The organism is Aureispira sp. CCB-QB1, assembly GCF_000724545.1.
In the GTDB taxonomy this organism is placed as follows: domain Bacteria; phylum Bacteroidota; class Bacteroidia; order Chitinophagales; family Saprospiraceae; genus Aureispira.
Genome location: NZ_JHBV01000027.1, coordinates 136,531 through 154,962, shown reverse-complemented (window position 1 = coordinate 154,962; position 18,432 = coordinate 136,531). Strand labels below are relative to the sequence as shown.

Annotated in this window: 12 protein-coding genes; 6 read left to right on the top strand and 6 right to left on the bottom strand. The window is 35.5% G+C overall.

The annotated features are described in order from the left end of the window. Nucleotides 1–269 precede the first annotated feature (269 nt). Complete coding sequence (locus CG11_RS13510; RefSeq protein ID WP_052597012.1) at nt 270–590, top strand: hypothetical protein; 321 nt, start codon at nt 270–272, stop codon at nt 588–590. Between the two features lie 297 nt (nt 591–887). Next, nucleotides 888–1,256, top strand: a complete 369-nt coding sequence (locus tag CG11_RS13505) for a diacylglycerol kinase (RefSeq protein WP_052597010.1) — start codon at nt 888–890, stop codon at nt 1,254–1,256. Here CG11_RS13505 and CG11_RS13500 read toward each other — a convergent pair. The 3 genes from CG11_RS13500 to CG11_RS13490 are packed head-to-tail and all read right to left on the bottom strand — an operon-like array spanning nt 1,248 to nt 4,991. Then, nucleotides 1,248–2,384, bottom strand: a complete 1,137-nt coding sequence (locus tag CG11_RS13500; protein WP_052597008.1) for a glycosyltransferase family 1 protein — start codon at nt 2,382–2,384, stop codon at nt 1,248–1,250. The genes CG11_RS13505 and CG11_RS13500 overlap by 9 nt on opposite strands. A gap of 31 nt (nt 2,385–2,415) precedes the next feature. After that, entirely contained in the window at nt 2,416–4,467 is a 2,052-nt protein-coding gene (locus CG11_RS13495; protein WP_052597006.1) for a thioredoxin domain-containing protein, read from the bottom strand. 23 nt (nt 4,468–4,490) lie between these two features. Next, entirely contained in the window at nt 4,491–4,991 is a 501-nt protein-coding gene (locus CG11_RS13490; RefSeq protein ID WP_052597004.1) for a hypothetical protein, read from the bottom strand. A 1,233-nt stretch (nt 4,992–6,224) separates the two neighbouring features. Here CG11_RS13490 and CG11_RS13485 point away from each other — a divergent pair. The 3 genes from CG11_RS13485 (at nt 6,225) to CG11_RS13475 (ending at nt 13,864) form a co-directional block, all read left to right on the top strand. Further along, nucleotides 6,225–10,217 (top strand): AAA domain-containing protein, encoded by a 3,993-nt coding sequence (locus CG11_RS13485; protein ID WP_052597003.1) that lies wholly within the window; start codon nt 6,225–6,227, stop codon nt 10,215–10,217. A gap of 380 nt (nt 10,218–10,597) precedes the next feature. Beyond that, nucleotides 10,598–10,813: a hypothetical protein gene (locus CG11_RS13480; protein WP_052597001.1), complete on the top strand. Its 216-nt coding sequence runs from the start codon at nt 10,598–10,600 to the stop codon at nt 10,811–10,813. Between the two features lie 477 nt (nt 10,814–11,290). Next, nucleotides 11,291–13,864, top strand: a complete 2,574-nt coding sequence (locus CG11_RS13475) for a leucine-rich repeat domain-containing protein (RefSeq protein ID WP_052596999.1) — start codon at nt 11,291–11,293, stop codon at nt 13,862–13,864. A gap of 82 nt (nt 13,865–13,946) precedes the next feature. Here the strand turns inward: CG11_RS13475 and CG11_RS13470 are convergent, their stop codons facing one another. Both CG11_RS13470 and CG11_RS13465 read right to left on the bottom strand, forming a co-directional pair. Beyond that, complete coding sequence (locus CG11_RS13470; RefSeq protein ID WP_052596996.1) at nt 13,947–14,375, bottom strand: hypothetical protein; 429 nt, start codon at nt 14,373–14,375, stop codon at nt 13,947–13,949. Nucleotides 14,376–14,404: 29 nt separating this feature from the next. After that, on the bottom strand, nt 14,405–15,661 hold the full coding sequence (locus CG11_RS13465) for an MFS transporter (RefSeq protein WP_052596995.1): 1,257 nt from the start codon (nt 15,659–15,661) through the stop codon (nt 14,405–14,407). 476 nt (nt 15,662–16,137) lie between these two features. Here CG11_RS13465 and CG11_RS13460 point away from each other — a divergent pair, with 476 nt between their 5' ends. Beyond that, nucleotides 16,138–17,376: a leucine-rich repeat domain-containing protein gene (locus tag CG11_RS13460; RefSeq protein WP_052596993.1), complete on the top strand. Its 1,239-nt coding sequence runs from the start codon at nt 16,138–16,140 to the stop codon at nt 17,374–17,376. An 89-nt stretch (nt 17,377–17,465) separates the two neighbouring features. Here CG11_RS13460 and CG11_RS13455 read toward each other — a convergent pair whose 3' ends face one another. Then, nucleotides 17,466–18,338 (bottom strand): outer membrane beta-barrel protein, encoded by an 873-nt coding sequence (locus CG11_RS13455; RefSeq protein WP_052596991.1) that lies wholly within the window; start codon nt 18,336–18,338, stop codon nt 17,466–17,468. Between the last annotated feature and the right edge of the window lie 94 nt (nt 18,339–18,432).

Sequence of the window (18,432 nt, the reverse complement as noted above, 5' to 3'; positions counted from 1 at the left end):
CTGCTAGGAACTTTTTTTTTAGCCATCTCTTCAAAAAATTTAAGCACTTTTTAACATAAAAAAGTGAATAATCACCTAACTTTTTATCCTTCCTCTGCGTTTTATATTATAGATAAGTTTAAGTCTTACAACACATTATCATAAAAAATAAACCAAAGACACCTCCAACTACACCATTTACTAAATACTGATGGCTGAGATTTTAGTAAATCAATTTATATACATCAACAAACAATCTTGTTGTTATTTCTTAATAAAAATCCAATCATATGACATTAAAATCTACACCTATACTTGTTTTAATAAGCGTATTGCTTTTATTTTTGAGCATCCCTACATACAGTCAAATGTGTGAGGGGCGATCCAAAACGAATATTACAAACAATTTAACCAAAAAAGCAGCGCCTCTAACTAGCCCAACTCCTTCCAAAAAGGTTAAGGTGCACATTCCTGTAAATTACAAACCACCTGTAGCCAATAAACATTTAATTACGTTTCCAGAAACAACCGCAACTAAAAGGAAACAAAAAAAATTACTCAAGAAACGCAAAAGAACGAAGAAAAAAGGATGCATTGCTATTAATATGTAATACTAAAAACTAAAAAGCTATGGACAAGTTTTGTTCATAGCTTTTTAGTTTGCCTATTTCTCTGAAAACAACGGCATTACTGCTCTACGAGCTGCGTCAAACCATTATGTTGTAAGTACTATCAGTCAATTAGACAACTATCAAACCAAAATATTAGATAATAAAAAACAACAGACATACCAATCTCTCCAAGTCTCCCAAAATGATTGCGTAAGGCATAAAAACACGTTACAGAATAACAATATATTCGTTCCTTATAAAGATTTTTGCTAAGTTTGAAAGCACAATCTAAGTATTATGATAAAGTTTATACAACAACGAATTGCTAGTTTCAAATGGGCTATAAAAGGCTTAAAAGATTTGTTCTCCAATCACCCTAATGCACAAGTGCATTTACTAGCGACCGTCCTAGTTATTCCAATAGCTTTTTTTCTTCAAATTACATTGATAGAATGGGCTTTAATAATACTCTGTATTGCGCTCGTAACGGCTATGGAAGCCATGAATTCTGCCTTAGAATATCTAGCCGACAAGATTTCACCTGAACACGATGAGTTGATAGGAAAGTCCAAAGACATTGCTGCGGGCGCAGTGCTTTTGTCTGCGATAGGGGCAGCTTTGGTGGGAGCGCTTATCTTGGGACCTAAACTCTATGCTTTATTCTAATGTTTTGGGCAGCACTTTTTCCAAACTATCCCACAAACGTTTGGCGGTTAAGTCCCAAGAAAAATGTTGGCGTTGTATTCTTCCCTCTTCGACTAGTTTTTGACGCAAACCAGGAGTTTTCCACAAAACAAGCATTTGCTCACAAATACTTTCAACAGAATTCGGATCTGCCAACAAACCTGCCTTCCCTGCCACCTCTGGCATAGACGAACAATTAGAAGTTATACTAGGCACATCACAATACATAGCTTCCAAAATCGGTATTCCAAAACCTTCAAAGAGTGAAACATAAGTCAATGCAAAGGCAGAAGCTACAATTTTGGGCAATAATTCATTCGGAACGTAGTCCAAAAACACAATATCTTGTTGGCTACTTAAGGTTGCTAACAATTCGCCCACAGGTCCTCCTTGCCACATAATACGCCCTGCAAAAAGTAACTGAATGGGAGCATTCGTTTGTTTTTTGAACGCCTCAAAAGCACGAAGTAGATTAGGTACATTCTTGCGTGGATGAATCGAACCGACGTATAAAAAATAAGGTTTTCCATTGCTATATTGCATTCGTATCTGTTCTTGTTCTGCTTCTGATAATGGTTGGTAATTATGATGACTGCCATTATAAACAACATCTATTTTAGCAGGGTCAACATTAAATGCTCTTACAATATCTTGTTTTGAGAATTCTGAAACAGTTGCCATCTGATTGGCTGCTTGTACAAACTTAGGAACGTAATAGCTATAATACTTCATGGCGGTATAATACACGTGTTTCTTAAAATGTTTCCACGCAATATCATGCAAAACCATTAAGGTTGGCACTTTGGTTCTCAAAGACATAAAGCCATCGGGAGACACAAATACATCCGCCTGATAACGCTTTAAGATACTAGGAATTGCCCATTCGTACCAACAATAAAACAAGATAGGATGACGTGCAGGAGGAAAAGCTTGTACCCCAACCACATTATCTGCAAAAATAAATTCTTCTGAAAAGGGACGATCAAAAATAAAAATAAACTCATGCTCTGGATGCCATTCTACCCAACGTTTCAATGTCTCATGTGTAAACCATCCAATTCCTTCCAGTTTATTGGGCATCAAGAACCTAGTATTAACCGCTATTTTCATCTCTTAATCTTTATCGAGTGCTTTTCCTTAATTATTCCGACAACAATTCTAAAGCAGCGTCCACAGTATTTACAGGTAGGCTACAAGTATAATCTTTACAAACCACAATACTGGTCTCTCCTGTAACTTTGGGAATCGTTAAACCTCTTACTGCTTTTGTTGCTTCTGTTGAAATAAAGGTATTCAAAAATGACTTAGCTAACAAATCTTGAATGGTTGCAGCATATTTTGTCCCCATCACAGCAACCGTTTTAAGAGGATATACTTCCAAAAACAAAGCATTTGCCCATTGTCCAAAAGAAGAAGGATACTCTCTTATTTGCTCTTTGATCGTCAGTGCCATTTTTACAGCTTGTTCCCTGTATGCTGTTGCATCTAATAGTACGCCTAAACGTTGCAAATTGTGTAACATTGTAGCATTTCCAGAAGGAGTTGCCCCATCATAAGTTATTTTTTTATGTAAAATAATATCTTGCTGCTTAGCTGAAGTAAAGAAATACAAATGCTGCTGATGATCTAAGAATTCGTTGTTGACAAAATCCAAATACTCTTTTGCTAAGTTGATATAATGAATTTCTTGCGTAATAAGGTGTACTTCTATGAGTGCCTCGATTAAAAAAGCATAATCATCTAAAAAAGCATGATGCTTGGCTTTCCCATCTTTATAACTATGATACAGATGCAAACTATCTTCTTCTATTTGGAAGGCACGAAGCGCAAAATTCAAGGCTTTTAATGCCCGCTCTTTGTATTGTTCGATTCTCAGCGCTTGATAAGCTTTGCAATATGCCGTTACCATCATCATATTCCAATCCAACAGAATTTTGTCATCTAGACCTGGACGAACTCTACTCGCACGAGCTGCTAGCAATTTGTTTCGACAGTTTTTCAAGAATAAATCAAAATCCGTATCGTTTATCGCATGCGCTTTCAAAAAATCTGTTTTATCTGTCGGTATATTTAAGATATTCTTTTCTTCCCAATTTCCTTCTTCAGAAACGTCATAAAAGGCACAGAACAACTTGCTATCTTCTCCTAAAACAGCATCAATTTCTGCTTTGTCCCATACATAAAACTTACCTTCAACGCCCTCTGAATCTGCATCCAAAGCAGCAAAAAATCCCCCTTCTTCAGACGACATTTCTCGCTCTACCCAAGTCAACGTTTCCTCTATACGCTGTTTGTACAGGGGACGAGTCGTTAATTTATAGGTTTCTGCCAATAACCCAACTAAGAGCGCATTATCATATAACATTTTCTCAAAGTGCGGCACTAGCCACGCAGCATCAACTGTATATCTAGCAAAGCCACCTCCCAAATGATCGTAGATACCACCATTGGACATTTTATCTAAGGAAAGTAAGACCTGTTCTAAAGCCTTTTTTTCTCCTTCTGCCAAATAGTAATTCAAACAAAACTGCAAGGGCATGGTTCCTGGAAACTTTGGCGCACTTCCAAAACCACCATTTTCTTCATCAAAATTCTGAGCCAAGCGCTGAAAAACATCCTTAACAAACTTACGATCAAACACTTGCTCGCCTTTTGGAATATCAATTTTATTAGAAAACTGTGTTTGGGCTTTTTGAATATATCCTACAATTTGACTGGCTTGTGCTTCAACATCTTCCCTTCTTTCTTTATAAGCTTTGGATAAGTTTTGTAGTACTTGTATCCAAGAGGCTCTTTGATAAGCGGGTTGAGGTGGAAAATAAGTTCCACCAAAAAAGGGGCGCCCGTCTGGTAACAAAAAACAGTTTAAGGGCCAACCTCCTTGTCCATTCTGCACCAACTGAACAGCCTCCATATAAATTGCATCAACATCTGGACGTTCTTCTCTGTCTACTTTTATATTAATAAAATGCTCGTTCATAAAATCAGCAACAGCCTCATTTTCAAAAGACTCCCGCTCCATAACATGACACCAATGACAAGTAGAATAACCTATACTTACTAAAATTGGTTTGTCTTCTGCTTTTGCCTTTGCCAGTGCTTCTTCTCCCCAAGGGTGCCAATCTACTGGATTGTATGCATGCTGTTGTAAGTAAGGACTCGTTTCATGAATCAGTTTGTTGGTCTTTTTCATTTGGCTTGATTTAAAATTTGTTTTTAAGCATTTTTGCGCAGTCGTGGGAAAATTAGTACCATATTTAAAATGACTTGCCCCAATACAGCCACCCACAAAGCCATGTCTTTCGTCCAGTAAATTTGATAGACTCCCATTGCAATGGCAACACCAATGACATTCAAGGAAATAAACCGTCCCATTTTGAACCGATACTTTCTTCTAAAAAAGATCAACTTCAACAAATTGAGTACAATTAAATAAATTCCAAGTTGAAAAAAGACCAAGGCAATATTGTCAATTGTGTGCGACTCTGGACGTTTAACAAATTCTCGATACAATAGTTCTTCTTTCTGCTCTTCTGGGCTCAATTCTTCTAGTAATTTCTTAGAGTCTCCTATGGGAGAATAGTATTCTAGTTTTAAGCTCGGTCTATGCTTGACAATCACCATTCTATGCCCTTGACTAGGATGATTTTTTACCCCAATAAACGACAGTAATAAACCACCTATAAGAATCCATACAATAGGAAGTATTCTTTTCATTTTTTATATCTACTTAATTAGTAATCCGCTTCAATAGCCAACTACTGTTTGATTATATAATTTTTTTTGTCACAATAGTTATCTGCGTTACTGTGCAGCTTTACCAGCTACGCAGCAGCAGTGAACCGAGCTATGAGAGCTCGCAATCGCAGGGAATAACAAAGCTAACTACTATTTATCACTAGATGCCCTATCAATTAAATCGTTTTTACGTTGGACCTATTTTTTCTCTCTCTGTCTAATATGTTAACTTGGTACAATCTATTCAAAACAATACCTTGTTGTCAAGACAAGACAAAGCGAATATATTAAAGACTCGCTTAAAAGATTAGTAGGCATCTGTATTGTATTTGTACTAAACAATGAGTAGACTACTAAAGAATAGGACTGTGCAAAATACAATTTTTTTTGCTCTACCTGTAACCTTTTGTTTTTTGCGTATTATAAAAATAGAAGTCTCAAGAGATTTGAAACTCTAAATTTCATTTTTCAATAGTTAGTTGTATAGTCATTAAAGCCGTATTAAAACAGCACAACTAACCGCTAATTTCTAATATAATAAAATAATATAAAAAGTTAAAGAGTATTACCACTGACAGCAATCTGCTTACAAGATTGTACGTACACTAAGTACTTGATAGAATAGCTTGTTTTTGTTTGCCAACAAACACCTATCAAACCAATACAATTTTTAGGTGGGCTGCTGCGCTTACAAACTAACCTAATGGATGCTTAATGCAAGTAGTTTCGGCTATTTGTATGCTCGAATTTGACTTATGAGGTTGAGTTGAATTCGGGCTTTTTTATATTATAAACAAGCAGGTAGATATAAAAATCAGAGACAGCCCCTTTCTATCATTATTCTCTTCTTTTTTTTAAGGGATTCCAAGCTATCCAGTCAATCTACACAAAATAGATCGTTGAAAAATCAGTACCATCACACCAAACAACATACTAAATTTGAACCTATTTTTTTACGACCTTCAAGTTATGTTTTATAGCTCTTTTTTGTACCTTACATAGTTTAATAGTTTGTTGCTTTTTTACTTTTTTAGCAAAAAGAAAAAAAGCACATTCAAAGAACAAACCGTTCAATTAATCATTACTTCGTGGTGGTATAGAGATGCTTTTTTGATTTTCATAAAAAACAAAGCTTGTTTTCTCATAAAACATCATGAAGTATAACCAATACACAGTAGCTGTTTTTTAACATACATATCCAACGTTGACTTCATGAATAAGCAATTTGTTACTTATCTCAATAATAAATTAAAAACTGGGAATTTACATACGATACATCTTAACGCACTTCCAGGGCGATACATTACGCGTTTAGACTTAACTTCATTGGACTTAATTGACGGAAACCATGGAACAGAGACTCTATTTGAAACCTCAACAGGGCATACTTCCGAAGATTTTTTGCTGCGAAACCTATTATCCAAACCCAAGTTTCAATATAAAATTAGCTTTGACGACGTTCCTTTTTCTTCGCTTTCTGGAGAGCATAAGAAACTGTACGATGATTTGGCAAAGCGCTTAAATGCTATTTACAATCAAAACGAAGATAATTTCTTGGAGCATGGCATCCGTACTTTTGGCTTGGGATACCCATTGTTAATCAAACAAAGCACAACCGATCCTAATAAAATTATCAAAGCACCTTTGTTAATTTGGAGTTTAGACATACACCGCTCCAATGCCACCAAAAATCAATGGATTATTTCCAAAAGTGCTGACTCTCCTATTTACGTCAACGATGTTTTGCTCTCTTATATTAATACAGAAGAAGGGATTAATATAGATGAAACGCCCATTCATTTTCCAGAAAACAATTTAATTTCGGTAGAACAATTACAAGAGGTTTTACATACCCTGTTAAGCAAATTTAGTTATGAAATCAACAACTTGGACATCCAAATTAATCCTGTTTTGGATAAGGCAAGTATTGAGTCAACAGCTTCCGAAATGCCTCAAATTCATTGGGCTGGTATTTTGGGTATGTTTCGAACTCAAAAACAGAGTATCATCAAAGATACCGATCAATTGATTGCCAATTTTGACCAAATGGGCTTCAATGATTTGGGATTAAAAACGCCTCGCCTATCCAACAACACTTCTGTTGATTCTGACCCTAGTCAAGAAGAAATTATCCGAACATTAGACGAACGAGAATTCAAAGTCATTCAAGGACCTCCTGGCACAGGAAAAAGTCAAAGTTTGACGGCTATTATTACCAATACACTCGAAAACCAAGGCAAGATATTGGTGGTTTGTGAAAAGAAAACAGCACTTAATGTCATCTTTAGCAACCTTCAAAAGTTAGGTTTAGAAAAACTAGTGGCAATTATTGATGATGTTGACCGAGATCGCAAGAAGATTGTTAGTACGGTTCGCCAGATCACAGATGTTGTCAAGCTAAAGCACCAACGTTTTAACGAAAAAAACTATAGTTCTAAACTCAAACGCTATAACAAGCTTATCTTAGAGTTTAACCATAAACATAGAAATCTACTAAAAAATACATTTAGAGATTTTAACTTAAAGGAAATTATTACCGACTATTTGCGCTACAAACGAGCAGCTCCTATTGACGATATTCTATTTGAGAATTTAGAGTTAGAACTATCAGAAAGGGAGTTTGACTACATCAGCCGCTATATTGAGCAAGGAAGTGACTTGTTTGGAGAGGTAGATGCCAATGCTTATGTTTTTGATGGTTTAGCGGCTCGTTTTTTTGATGGAATGACTTATTCTATTAAAAACGAACGGCTAATGTTTGATAAAATCAAGCAAGAAAAACAATTTTTGCTAGATGTTGGTATTGATAAACTATCTGTTGCCAATGCACCTGTAGAGTTGAAAGAATTTTCAAGTACATTCAAAACTACTTTTGATTTTAAATTCTTCCGAGCGATGGTACAAACCGTAGAACACGCCCTTCAGTTTTGGGAAGAGCGTTATCGGTTGTTATTAAAATTAAATCAACATTTAGAACACACGTCTATTATTCGCCCGAATGGTTTTTCTATGAAAGTTAGGCGTTTGAGTCTTTTCTATCAAAAGATTTACAACCATATCAAAACGCTAACGGAGCTTCAAGAGCAATTGATGCAACTTCAAACAGTTGTACAAACTATTCCAGAAGTTGACACCATGGATACACTCAAACAATCCAGCTCTACCAAAGCGATGAAATTGTTCTCTAGCAAAGCAAAAGTTATCAATAATTTTTGGCAAAAAGCACCGCCTATTTGCTTAAAAATCAATAAAATTCTCAAAAAATCTAATTTCCAAAAAGTTGAAAATGAGCTTTTTGAAGAAGAAAAGCAAACAGTTCCTAGAATGGAAGATGTGCTTTATATCACAGAACAATTAGACAAGTGCATTCAACACAAATCGGTATTCAAAGAGTATTTTGAATGGCGTATTTTCTTTGAATCGACTGCTGACTTAATCCAAGACTGCCTAAGTACGTTGCGAAATGCCAGCACTCCTGAGCATTGGGACGCAGTGTTCAAATACAACTATCTCTACTTATTAATAGACTTAGAAAGTTCTCGTTTAGGTGATTTTAATACAAATAACAAAACATTAGAAAAAATTACCGCTATTCAGGCTGAATTACAACGTTTGCAAAAGCGAAAAATTCTAAAAACATGGGAAGCCATACAGCATCAAAGTATCAAAAAATTCAATCGAGAAAGTAATATTAAATGGCTCTTTAACCATCGTAAAAACAGCAAATATTCTCGCAAGAACTCATTGAGAAATATCTTGCATGAGGAGTTTGATTTATTTACAAATATTTTTCCTGTTGTTCTTGTCAATCCAATAGTAGCTAGCTCTATTATGCCCTTAAAACCCAATTTATTTGATGTTGTTTTGTTTGACGAAGCTAGTCAACTGCGTTTGGAAGATACCTATCCGTCTCTTATTCGTGGGCGCATTAAGGTGATTTCTGGCGACAAACACCAGATGCCTCCTTCCAATTATTTTTCGAGCGATATTTCGGTGGATTCTAACGATTTTTTGAGCGAGACCAATACAAAAACAGATCATTTTGACAAGTCTAATCCGCTTTATTTGGCAGAAAGTGAGTCATTGCTAGAATTTGGCAACAATCTAAATCCCAATAGAGTACACACCTCTTATCTAGATTTTCATTATAGATCGTATCATCCAGATTTGATCAATTTCTCAAATGCGGCCTTCTATGGTTCTAGATTAATTGCCTTACCTGCTCAAAACAATTATAAGCCTTTAAGATTTTTTCATTTAGAAGGTGTCTATAGTAATAATGGAACTAATTTGGTGGAAGCTACTCGAATCATTGACTTCCTAAAAAACGATTATCCAGCGAATGAAGATGGTAGCTATCCTAGTTTGGGTATTGCAACATTCAACATGCAACAACGCAATCTAATCAAAGACTTGATCCATGAACAAACCATTCAAGATAGCCTGTTCCGTCAAAAAATGAATAGAATTGGCGCCAATGACAACTGGTTTGTTAAGAACTTAGAAAACGTCCAAGGAGATGAACGTGATATTATTATTATATCAACAACCTTTGGTTTAAACCTAGAAGGAGAGTTCAAACAATCTTTTGGGCTTCTAAATAGTAAAAGAGGTTATCGTTTGTTAAATGTAATCATCACTAGAGCCAAGCAACAACTTTGCGTCTTTTCGTCAATTCCCAAAGAGTATTTTACAAAATACACCAGCGAAATATTGGAAAAGGGCAATCGTGGCAAAGCTATTCTTTACGCTTATTTGGATTATGCACATGCTATCGAAGAAGGGGATGAAGAAGCAAAGGCAACCATACTTGATCTATTAAAAGATGCCTGTGATGAAGAAGGCTTAGCCATTCATGACGACCCTACTGAAACGCCTTTTGAAGATGAATTGTACAACTATTTGACAGATATTATTGATGAAGATCAATTGATTTCAGATTATCAAATGGGTGGCTATCATGTTGATTTTGTTATTCTCAATGCCAACCAAGAACCTTGCATCGCTATTGAATGCGACGGTGCTCCTTGGCACAATACTCCGCAAGCTTATGCTTATGACTTGCATCGTCAGCGTATTTTGGAGCAACAAGGTCTAAAAATCTTCCGAGTTTGGTCAAAGGCTTGGTGGCCTCATCCAGAAAAAGAACTAGAAAAATTAAAAGAATTGGTGCAGACAGTTTGCCCAACAAGTCTAAATAGCTAAAGCAACTCGATTAGTACCTTAAATAACTTGATAGGAATGTTGAACAAGATTCAACATTCCTATCTGATTTTTAGATGTGTTCGTGTCTAACATTACTCCGTTAAAACCACGCAGTAGCAGCGCAGCTAACTAAAAGCAAAGCGCTCACGCAGTAAATAGTATTAGTCTAACAATAGTTAATAAAATTAGATCTTGCTCTTTAAACAATCTTGCCCTTAAATCATTTTTTTTGATTTTTTTTAACAAAAAATTTACTCTAGCGGTAATACTTTCAAAATCTCTCCCATTAAGAAACAAATTACCTTAAAACTTTAACATTTCATTTTGTCTCTTTTCAAAAAATGAATGGTCTCCTTTACTTAATCAAACCATACCCCTTTATGAAAAAAGTAAGTTTAGTTTTAACCGTTGTTTGTACTATATTCTTATTATCATCTTGTGGCAGTAGCCCATACAAAAAGCGCAAAGGTTGTAGAGGAAATGGAAGTTGGTATGGCAAACGCAATTTAGGTGCTGTTGACAAAATGCAACAAACGCCACAAAAACAAGACACTTATGTCTGGACTGTAGAAGAAACTGAATACGAAAAAATATAACCAAAGTATAATCTTAGAATCCCCGTCTATCCTAAATGGACTGTTGTAATTTAATCTAACTCCTCCCCGAGTTAGATTTTTTTTATTTATAGCTATTTATTATTCTAGCACATTTTTTTTTGATATTTTAGATTATCATTACTTCATGAGAAAATCACATCCATTTGATTATCAAGAAAATGCATTCCATTACTTATATCATTAAAAAATTGATAATCAAACGGATGCAAAAGTACTTTTTTGTTTTTTTGCAAAAAATGAAAAACTAGGCTTGCATTTTCATGACCGTGGCGAGCTACCACAAAGTAGCAACACAGTTCTAAGTATTAATTGTAATCGTTTGTTAAAAACAAATCCAATTCACGTGCACTAGCAACCTACTGAGAACCCAATAGAATGTTCTAGTTGATACAGTCCTTTGAGTAATAAAGAATAATTGGCGGGCTAGTATGTAGTATATATCGAAAAACTATTGTTATGAAATTTATTTTGTTGATTCCCTTTTTGTTTTTTTTCTCTCAACTTGTCTCGGCACAAGTTTTCGATTCCTTAGAACTAAAAACAGCTTTAGATAGAAAATACGTTTTCACTTCTTTGCGGTTAGCCTTGGAAAAACCCAATGAAGTTTACAAACTCAAATTGAGAGGTATCAATGAACGACTACAGGATATTGACCAAGAAATTTTACTGCTTCAAGACAGTATCAACACCTTGCGTAGTAGTAGTCGTAGAGTAATGGGACGAGAAAAGATTATTGCACGGTGGGAACAAAAAATAAAAACCATAAAAAAGAGTAAAGTTTACTACAACTTAGATAGCCTAATGAAACTACCTAAGCTTATCCATTTAGACTTAGCTTACAATGATTTAGAAACATTGCCCGATGTTTTTGATAGAATTCCCAATCTTCGAAAACTTCATTTAAACAACAATCAACTCACTAACTTGCCTCCTAGTATTAGTTCTTTGCGCTATTTAGAGGAGTGTTATCTTCAAAAAAACCAACTAAAGGCATTACCCAAAGACATGAATCAATTGGTCGCCTTAAAAACATTTATTGCTAATAATAATGCTATTGCCAACCTTCCCACGAACATTGGAGACTGGAAAGATTTAGAAATTTTTAGAGCTGATAGTAATAAAATTCAGGTATTGCCCAATAGTTTTGATCAACTAAAAGCGCTTCGATTAATCATGTTGAGTGATAATCAATTAACAGAAATCACGGATGGCATCTGTCAATTTTCTAGTTTACAGGAGTTGTACCTAGACAATAACTCCATTGCTGTTTTACCTAAAGATATTGGATTGTTAACTGAATTAAGAGTCTGTCATTTAGCAGGTAATAAATTTTCGGCACTTCCAACAAGTATTGGCTTAAATCAAAATCTTAGAACTCTCAATTTAGCCTCTAATAACTTAACGGTTGTACCTAAAGAAATCATCCAATTAGTTAATTTACAACACTTGCACCTTGAAAAAAATGTCATAAAGACACTCCCCAAGAGTATTGGTTTGCTAAATCAACTAGAAGCACTTCATTTAGAAGACAACAACTTGAGCAACATTCCCGAATCAATTGGCTTGCTGACAAAATTAGAGCTATTAAACTTGGACAACAATAAACTAACAGCAGTTCCCAATAGTATGCGTGCCTTAACAAAATTGCAAGTTTGCTATCTGCAAAATAATCAAATCAAAGAGTTTCCGACAGCTCTTTCCGATTTAAAAAATCTAGAAGTTTTGTTTATCCATGAGAATCAATTAACAAGTATTCCTGATTCCTGCGTTTCTGGTTTGTCTAATTTACAGACATTGTCTGCCAACAACAATAGGATTGCAGAATTACCAGACTCTTTAGGCAAACTCAAAAGCTTAAAACGCCTCTTTTTATCCCACAATAAAATTTCAGAATTACCAACAAGTATTGGACAGTTAAAGAGTCTAATTATACTTAGTTTAGATCATAATTTATTGACAGAAATTCCCAATGAACTTGGTGAACTGGAAAACATCACTTATCTCTTTTTAAAAGACAATCAGTTGGCTACCTTACCACCTTGTTTTTATAAAGAAAAAAATGTCCGCCATCCTTTATTTTCATTAAGACAATTGGAACTTACCCGAAATCCAATTGGCAACAAAAAACGCAATCGCATGAAATTAAGGAGGTTGGGACCTGATTACGCAACCATTTATATTTCAGAAGCAGATCGTGCATTAAGAGCTGCTTCCGAAGCTAAACGCGCAGAAGAACAAGCCAAACGTGCCGCAATTAAAGCCAAAGAGGCAGAAGCCAAAGCTAAAGATGCTGCTGTTGCTGCCGCTGAAGCGCAAGCTAGAGCAAAAGAAGCAGAAGCCAAAGCAAAGGAGGCTGCGGCTGTTGCCAAAGAAGCCGAAGCAGACGCCAAAGAAGCCGAAGCCCGTGCTAAAGAAGCTGCCGAAAAAGCAAAGGCTGCAACAGGAACACCTGAAGCCAAACAGGCAGAAGCTAAAGCCAAAGAAGCCGAAGCCCGCGCCAAAGAGGCAGAGGCTCGTGCAAAAGAAACCGCTGCTGCGGCAGCTGAGGCAGAAGCATTTGCAAAAGCCAAAGTGGCAGACGCTTTATCTAAAAAATTGGCTGCCGAAGCCCGTGCTAAAGAGGCAGAACGCTTGGCAAGAGAAGCCAAAGAAAAAGCAGAAGAAGCTGCTCGCTTGGCGAAGGAGGCAAAAGATAGGGCAAAAGGCAAACGCCCTAAAAAAGGCACAGAAGAGCCCAAACCTGAACCTATCGATCCTGAAGAGGATGCCTTGGCAAAAGCAGAAGCGGAAGCACGAGCTAGGGCTAGAGCAGAAGCAAAGATAAAAGCAGCCGAGCTAAGAATTCAGATTGCAGAATTGCGGATCGTTGTCGCAGAGAAACGTATTGCCAAGGCAAAAAGTGTCAGCAATAAGGCGGAAATCAAAGCGAATGAAATTGCTCCCCCTCCTACAGAAGAAGATACTCCTGAAAGTGCACCAGAAAGAAAAAAGAAAACAGATAGCAAACCTAAAAAAGAACAAACTAAATAGGTTCACCATACATTTACTAGCTAAAATGGACATTCCCAATACTGGAAATGTCCATTTTTTAATAGTCCTTTTGACATATGAATCACAAATCCCAAAAAGAACGTGGTCGATTATAATAAGAGTATAGATTTAAGAGAGACCGACCAAAATATTGAAACGCTAACAGCGCTACGATCAAACTCAATCCTAAACCTAACAACTGTAACCCCTTAAGTACATAGGGCAAAAATAAACCAAAGGTTGCGATAGCAATTGTAGCTGCCACACCTAATACAATACTGGCGATTAAAATTACTCGTTTTATTTTTTTCAAATACAACCCTCTATACCAATCTTGATGCTTTTGAACAACGTACACTGCATGAAATATCTGCCAAATTGAAATTAAAAAAGCAAATACTCCTAAATGTTGAATTGTTTGTGCAGGAGTCGATGTTATTTGAAGCAATAAAATACTGATTAAAAGTACTTGAATACTACAATCTATCGCCAATCGAATTTTTGTTCTCATCTTTATCTTTATTTTCTAATATAACCCCATTAGGCTTCATTAGGTTCTTTATTTAATGCAATTTTAGTATAAAAGAACATCAAAATTAATAGGCATACAAAGATAAAAATACTTAGGATTAAAAAAGCATAAATTACATTTCCTGATTGGTGGAAAAAGGCTAAACTAAAGAGCGTTAGAAAAATAATTCTAGCCATTACATTGGTTAAGAAAAAGATACTATTGGCACGCCCCATTACTTGGTTGGGTAAGACTTGAAAAAGATAGGAAACTCGAATTACTCGAATCCCCGCATTGGTAATTCCCAACAACAAAGATACCGCATAAAATACCCATACTTCTGCACTAGAAATAAGCCCAATCAACTCCAATACAGTTACCGCCATCATAATTATAATAGCTTTCACAAAGGTAGTTCCTCCAAATATTTTGTGAATCGCCAAGCCAGCTATAATCGCCCCTGTGGCATAAAAAACTTCTGAAATAGCAAACACTTGCGATGGTGCTTCTAAATGTTGTGCAACATACAAGGGTGCCAAATTAAAGACATGCAATAACACAACCACAAATACAGCATGCGTTACAACTCCAAAAAGAAAAATATATGGACGATCTTTTAGGTGTTGATACCCTACTTTTAGACGCTCACCCACACTTCCGACTTCTTCTTTTCGCTCAGCGATAGGAACAAATCGAATAATATAGATGATAAATAAAGCCACAAAATAAGTACAGGCATCTAATGCAAATATTTGTGCTAAACTCCAAGGTTCTATTTTCAAAACCAAAAAACTAGTTGTTATTCCTCCTCCCAACAACAACGCAGCACCTGCACCCGCCAATGCTGAGGCTAACTGACTCTGTACTTCTATATAGGAGGCTATTTTATTATAATTCTCTTTCTCTGTAATCTCTTGCATAAATGCGTAAAAACAGGGATAATGCAAATTATAATTCCAAAAAGTAAGGGCAAATACAGCTGCCGCCCAATAATTGGTATACCCTAAATTCATTCCCTCCAAATAAGCAATACTCCCTATAGCAAGTCCATTAAAAATATTTAAGGCTAGAAATATGTTCTTGCGATTATATTTGTCAATGAGTGTCCCCCCATAAAGCGACCAAAATAAACTCACACAGGTTATAACTGCATAAGCTATGTTAAACCAATTGGATTGATTCGTTCTAGCAAAATAAGCAGGAATAGAAATCATACTAATTCCTTGCGCTATTCCAGAAATAAAATTAGCTATTAATAATAGCCGTATTGCTCCTATATTTTTCATTAAACGGGCATTTTCTTAATTCAACGGTTCACCAAAAGACTCCATCAAACTAATAACCAACAGGTTATATTTTTATTGTATTTTGTGCTATTTAGAAATAATAGTAACTTCTTGAGTGCTTTGTTACTCCCTATAGTCGTGAGAGTGCGATCGCTTAGTTATTTTTTTTTCACAAAAAAAGATGAAAAAACTTATTCATATTACTTTTTCAACGACCAGGCAGTAGCAGCATAGCTAACTAGTAACATACTTAAATTTAAAGGTGGTATTAAGTAATTGTGCAGAAACCCTCAAACTAAAAAGAACTATTTTTATGGTACAGGTTCTTTGGGACACTTACTTAATAGGGACGAGTGGGGCACTACTTATAAATTTATCTCTTTAGAAGTTTTGTATTAAGGAACAAAAAAAGACAATTTTTGTTATAAGATATACTCTTACTCTATTTTTGTTGATTTAAATTTTCATTCTGCCAAATGCTATATACTTCTGATGAAATATCTAAAATTCATATGTTGGCGCAGCACGCTGACTTGAATAATGTTTTATTAGCATTTGAGTTGATCAACGGTAGAGGAATGACCAATGAATTGGTGGACGACATTTATTGGATTTATAATCGACTCATCTGGGCAGATGAAAATCAGTTGGCAAAAAAAGTAATTCGTTTATTCAAAACATACTGGACAAAACAATTCTCTGATTTTCCAGAATTCAACGAACATGTTTTGTATTTAGACGCTCCAATCGAAGCTCATGCCACTTTACTCAACTTAGACTTCCAGCTACTATGTCAACGCATTTATGCACAGTTTCCTACCCCAAATCAAGATTTTATCATACGTTTTTTATTTAAGTATGGTTCCCCTGATATCCAAAAAGAAATGTTACCCTTACTCAAAAGCAGGGAACATACAGGGCGTTTTCTACTTAACTTGGGAGGGCTCAACTTAAAGAGTATTCCTGAGATCATACTACAAGAAAAACAAGTGCAGATTTTAAAAATTTGGGGAAACGACTTAAAAACCTTGCCCGATTTTTGGGACCATTTTCGATTTTTGGAAGTATTAAATATTGCGGAAAATAATTTAGCAGAGCTTCCTCCTAGTTTTACTACTTTGCAGCGACTTCAACGCTTGTATGCCCAAAACAACCAATTTAATGTTTCTCCATTATTACAACAAATTAAACAATTGGGCAGACTAAATTATTTAACTATTACAAATCCTAAAGATACTTTAAGCAACTATACTTATGCCGAACATGAGCTATTGAAAGAGATAGAAGAATTGGTCAACCATGAAAAAATTCATGCTTCTCAAAAAGAACAAAATATTTTTTTAGCCTTGTGGATGAATAAAGATACTGCGTTGCAACAATTAAGTATCATAGATTTATTTGAAGCCTTGTCCAATCATAATAAGCTGATACAACAACGTGCCAAAGAGAAAATTTTAAATTGGAAAGGAGCCGTTTTTAAAGGTCAAATCCCGTCCAATGCCTCTATTGCTATCTTGGGTTTTGTCTCTTTTGCAACCCGCAATCGGATTACAAAATTAGAAAGGCAAGGCATTAAATTTACAACCGAGCTAACCTCTAATACAACGCATATCGTCTTAGGAGACCAGCCAGAAGTCAGTCAACTACTCGAAGAGAAACCATTTGTCTTTATGACAGAATCCGATTTAGATCAAGATCTTATCTTAAGATATTAAATCAAAGGACACTCCAAACAAGTGATAAAAAACAAGGGCAGTTTTCCAAAAAAACTGCCCTTGTTATAGATGTTATGTCTATACGCATTCTAGAAAATAACCCCTATACGCAGTGCAATATTGTGCATGGCATTTCGAGGATTTCTATCTTGTCTATCAACAGGTAAGTTATTAACGTTATTCGCTGAAGAATAGGTTGTCTTTCCAGAAAATCCACCTGTAACATCAATTAATCCTGAATGATAATAGATTCCCGCATACAAACGTAAACCTCCGTCTGCATTTGGAGTAAACTCTACTCCAGCACCTGCTCCTACACTAATTTGAATTGGTGTAACATCTTTCCATACATTACGCTCTGTAATAGACTCTGTACTTTGAGGAACACCGTATTTGGTAGAATCATTATCGTCATAAAATCCTGCTGCACTTGCATCGGGAGAAAAGATTTTTGCTCCAGCAGTAACAGGAATCATTACCTTAATCAAAGGAATATGAAAAAAAGCACGCATGTAACTACCACCTAATTCATTGGTTCTTAATTTTAATCCAATTGGAATTTCGATGTAATTGACTCTATGATTGATTTTAGTAAACGCCTGCATATCTATTCCCGAAGAAGTACTGGGCTGTTCACCAACATAGTTTCTAAACGAGCTTTTGTTATCAAATTGAGAATTGGGTAATAGAATGCCACCATATTCATACAACAAAGAACCACCATTGTTCAAACTAAAGTCAACTCCAAATGTTAGAGCATAATTTCCAGTGGCATCAAAACCATATTCCATTTCTACCCCCAATGCTGTACCTCCATTCACACCACTGCTCTTGATTTTTGAGTAATCACTATCTAGAAATGAAATAAATGGGTCAACATGCACCCCAAATTTAATTCCTTGAGCTTGCGCATATACTACTTGCGCTAAAAATATCGTTAGAAAGGCAATTTTTTTTAACATAGAATTTCTTTTATAGTAAAATTAAAAAAGTTAAATAGGAACAAATAACTTTGAAATAATTCCACTGGTTTTTTAATGAGATTGTATTTGTATG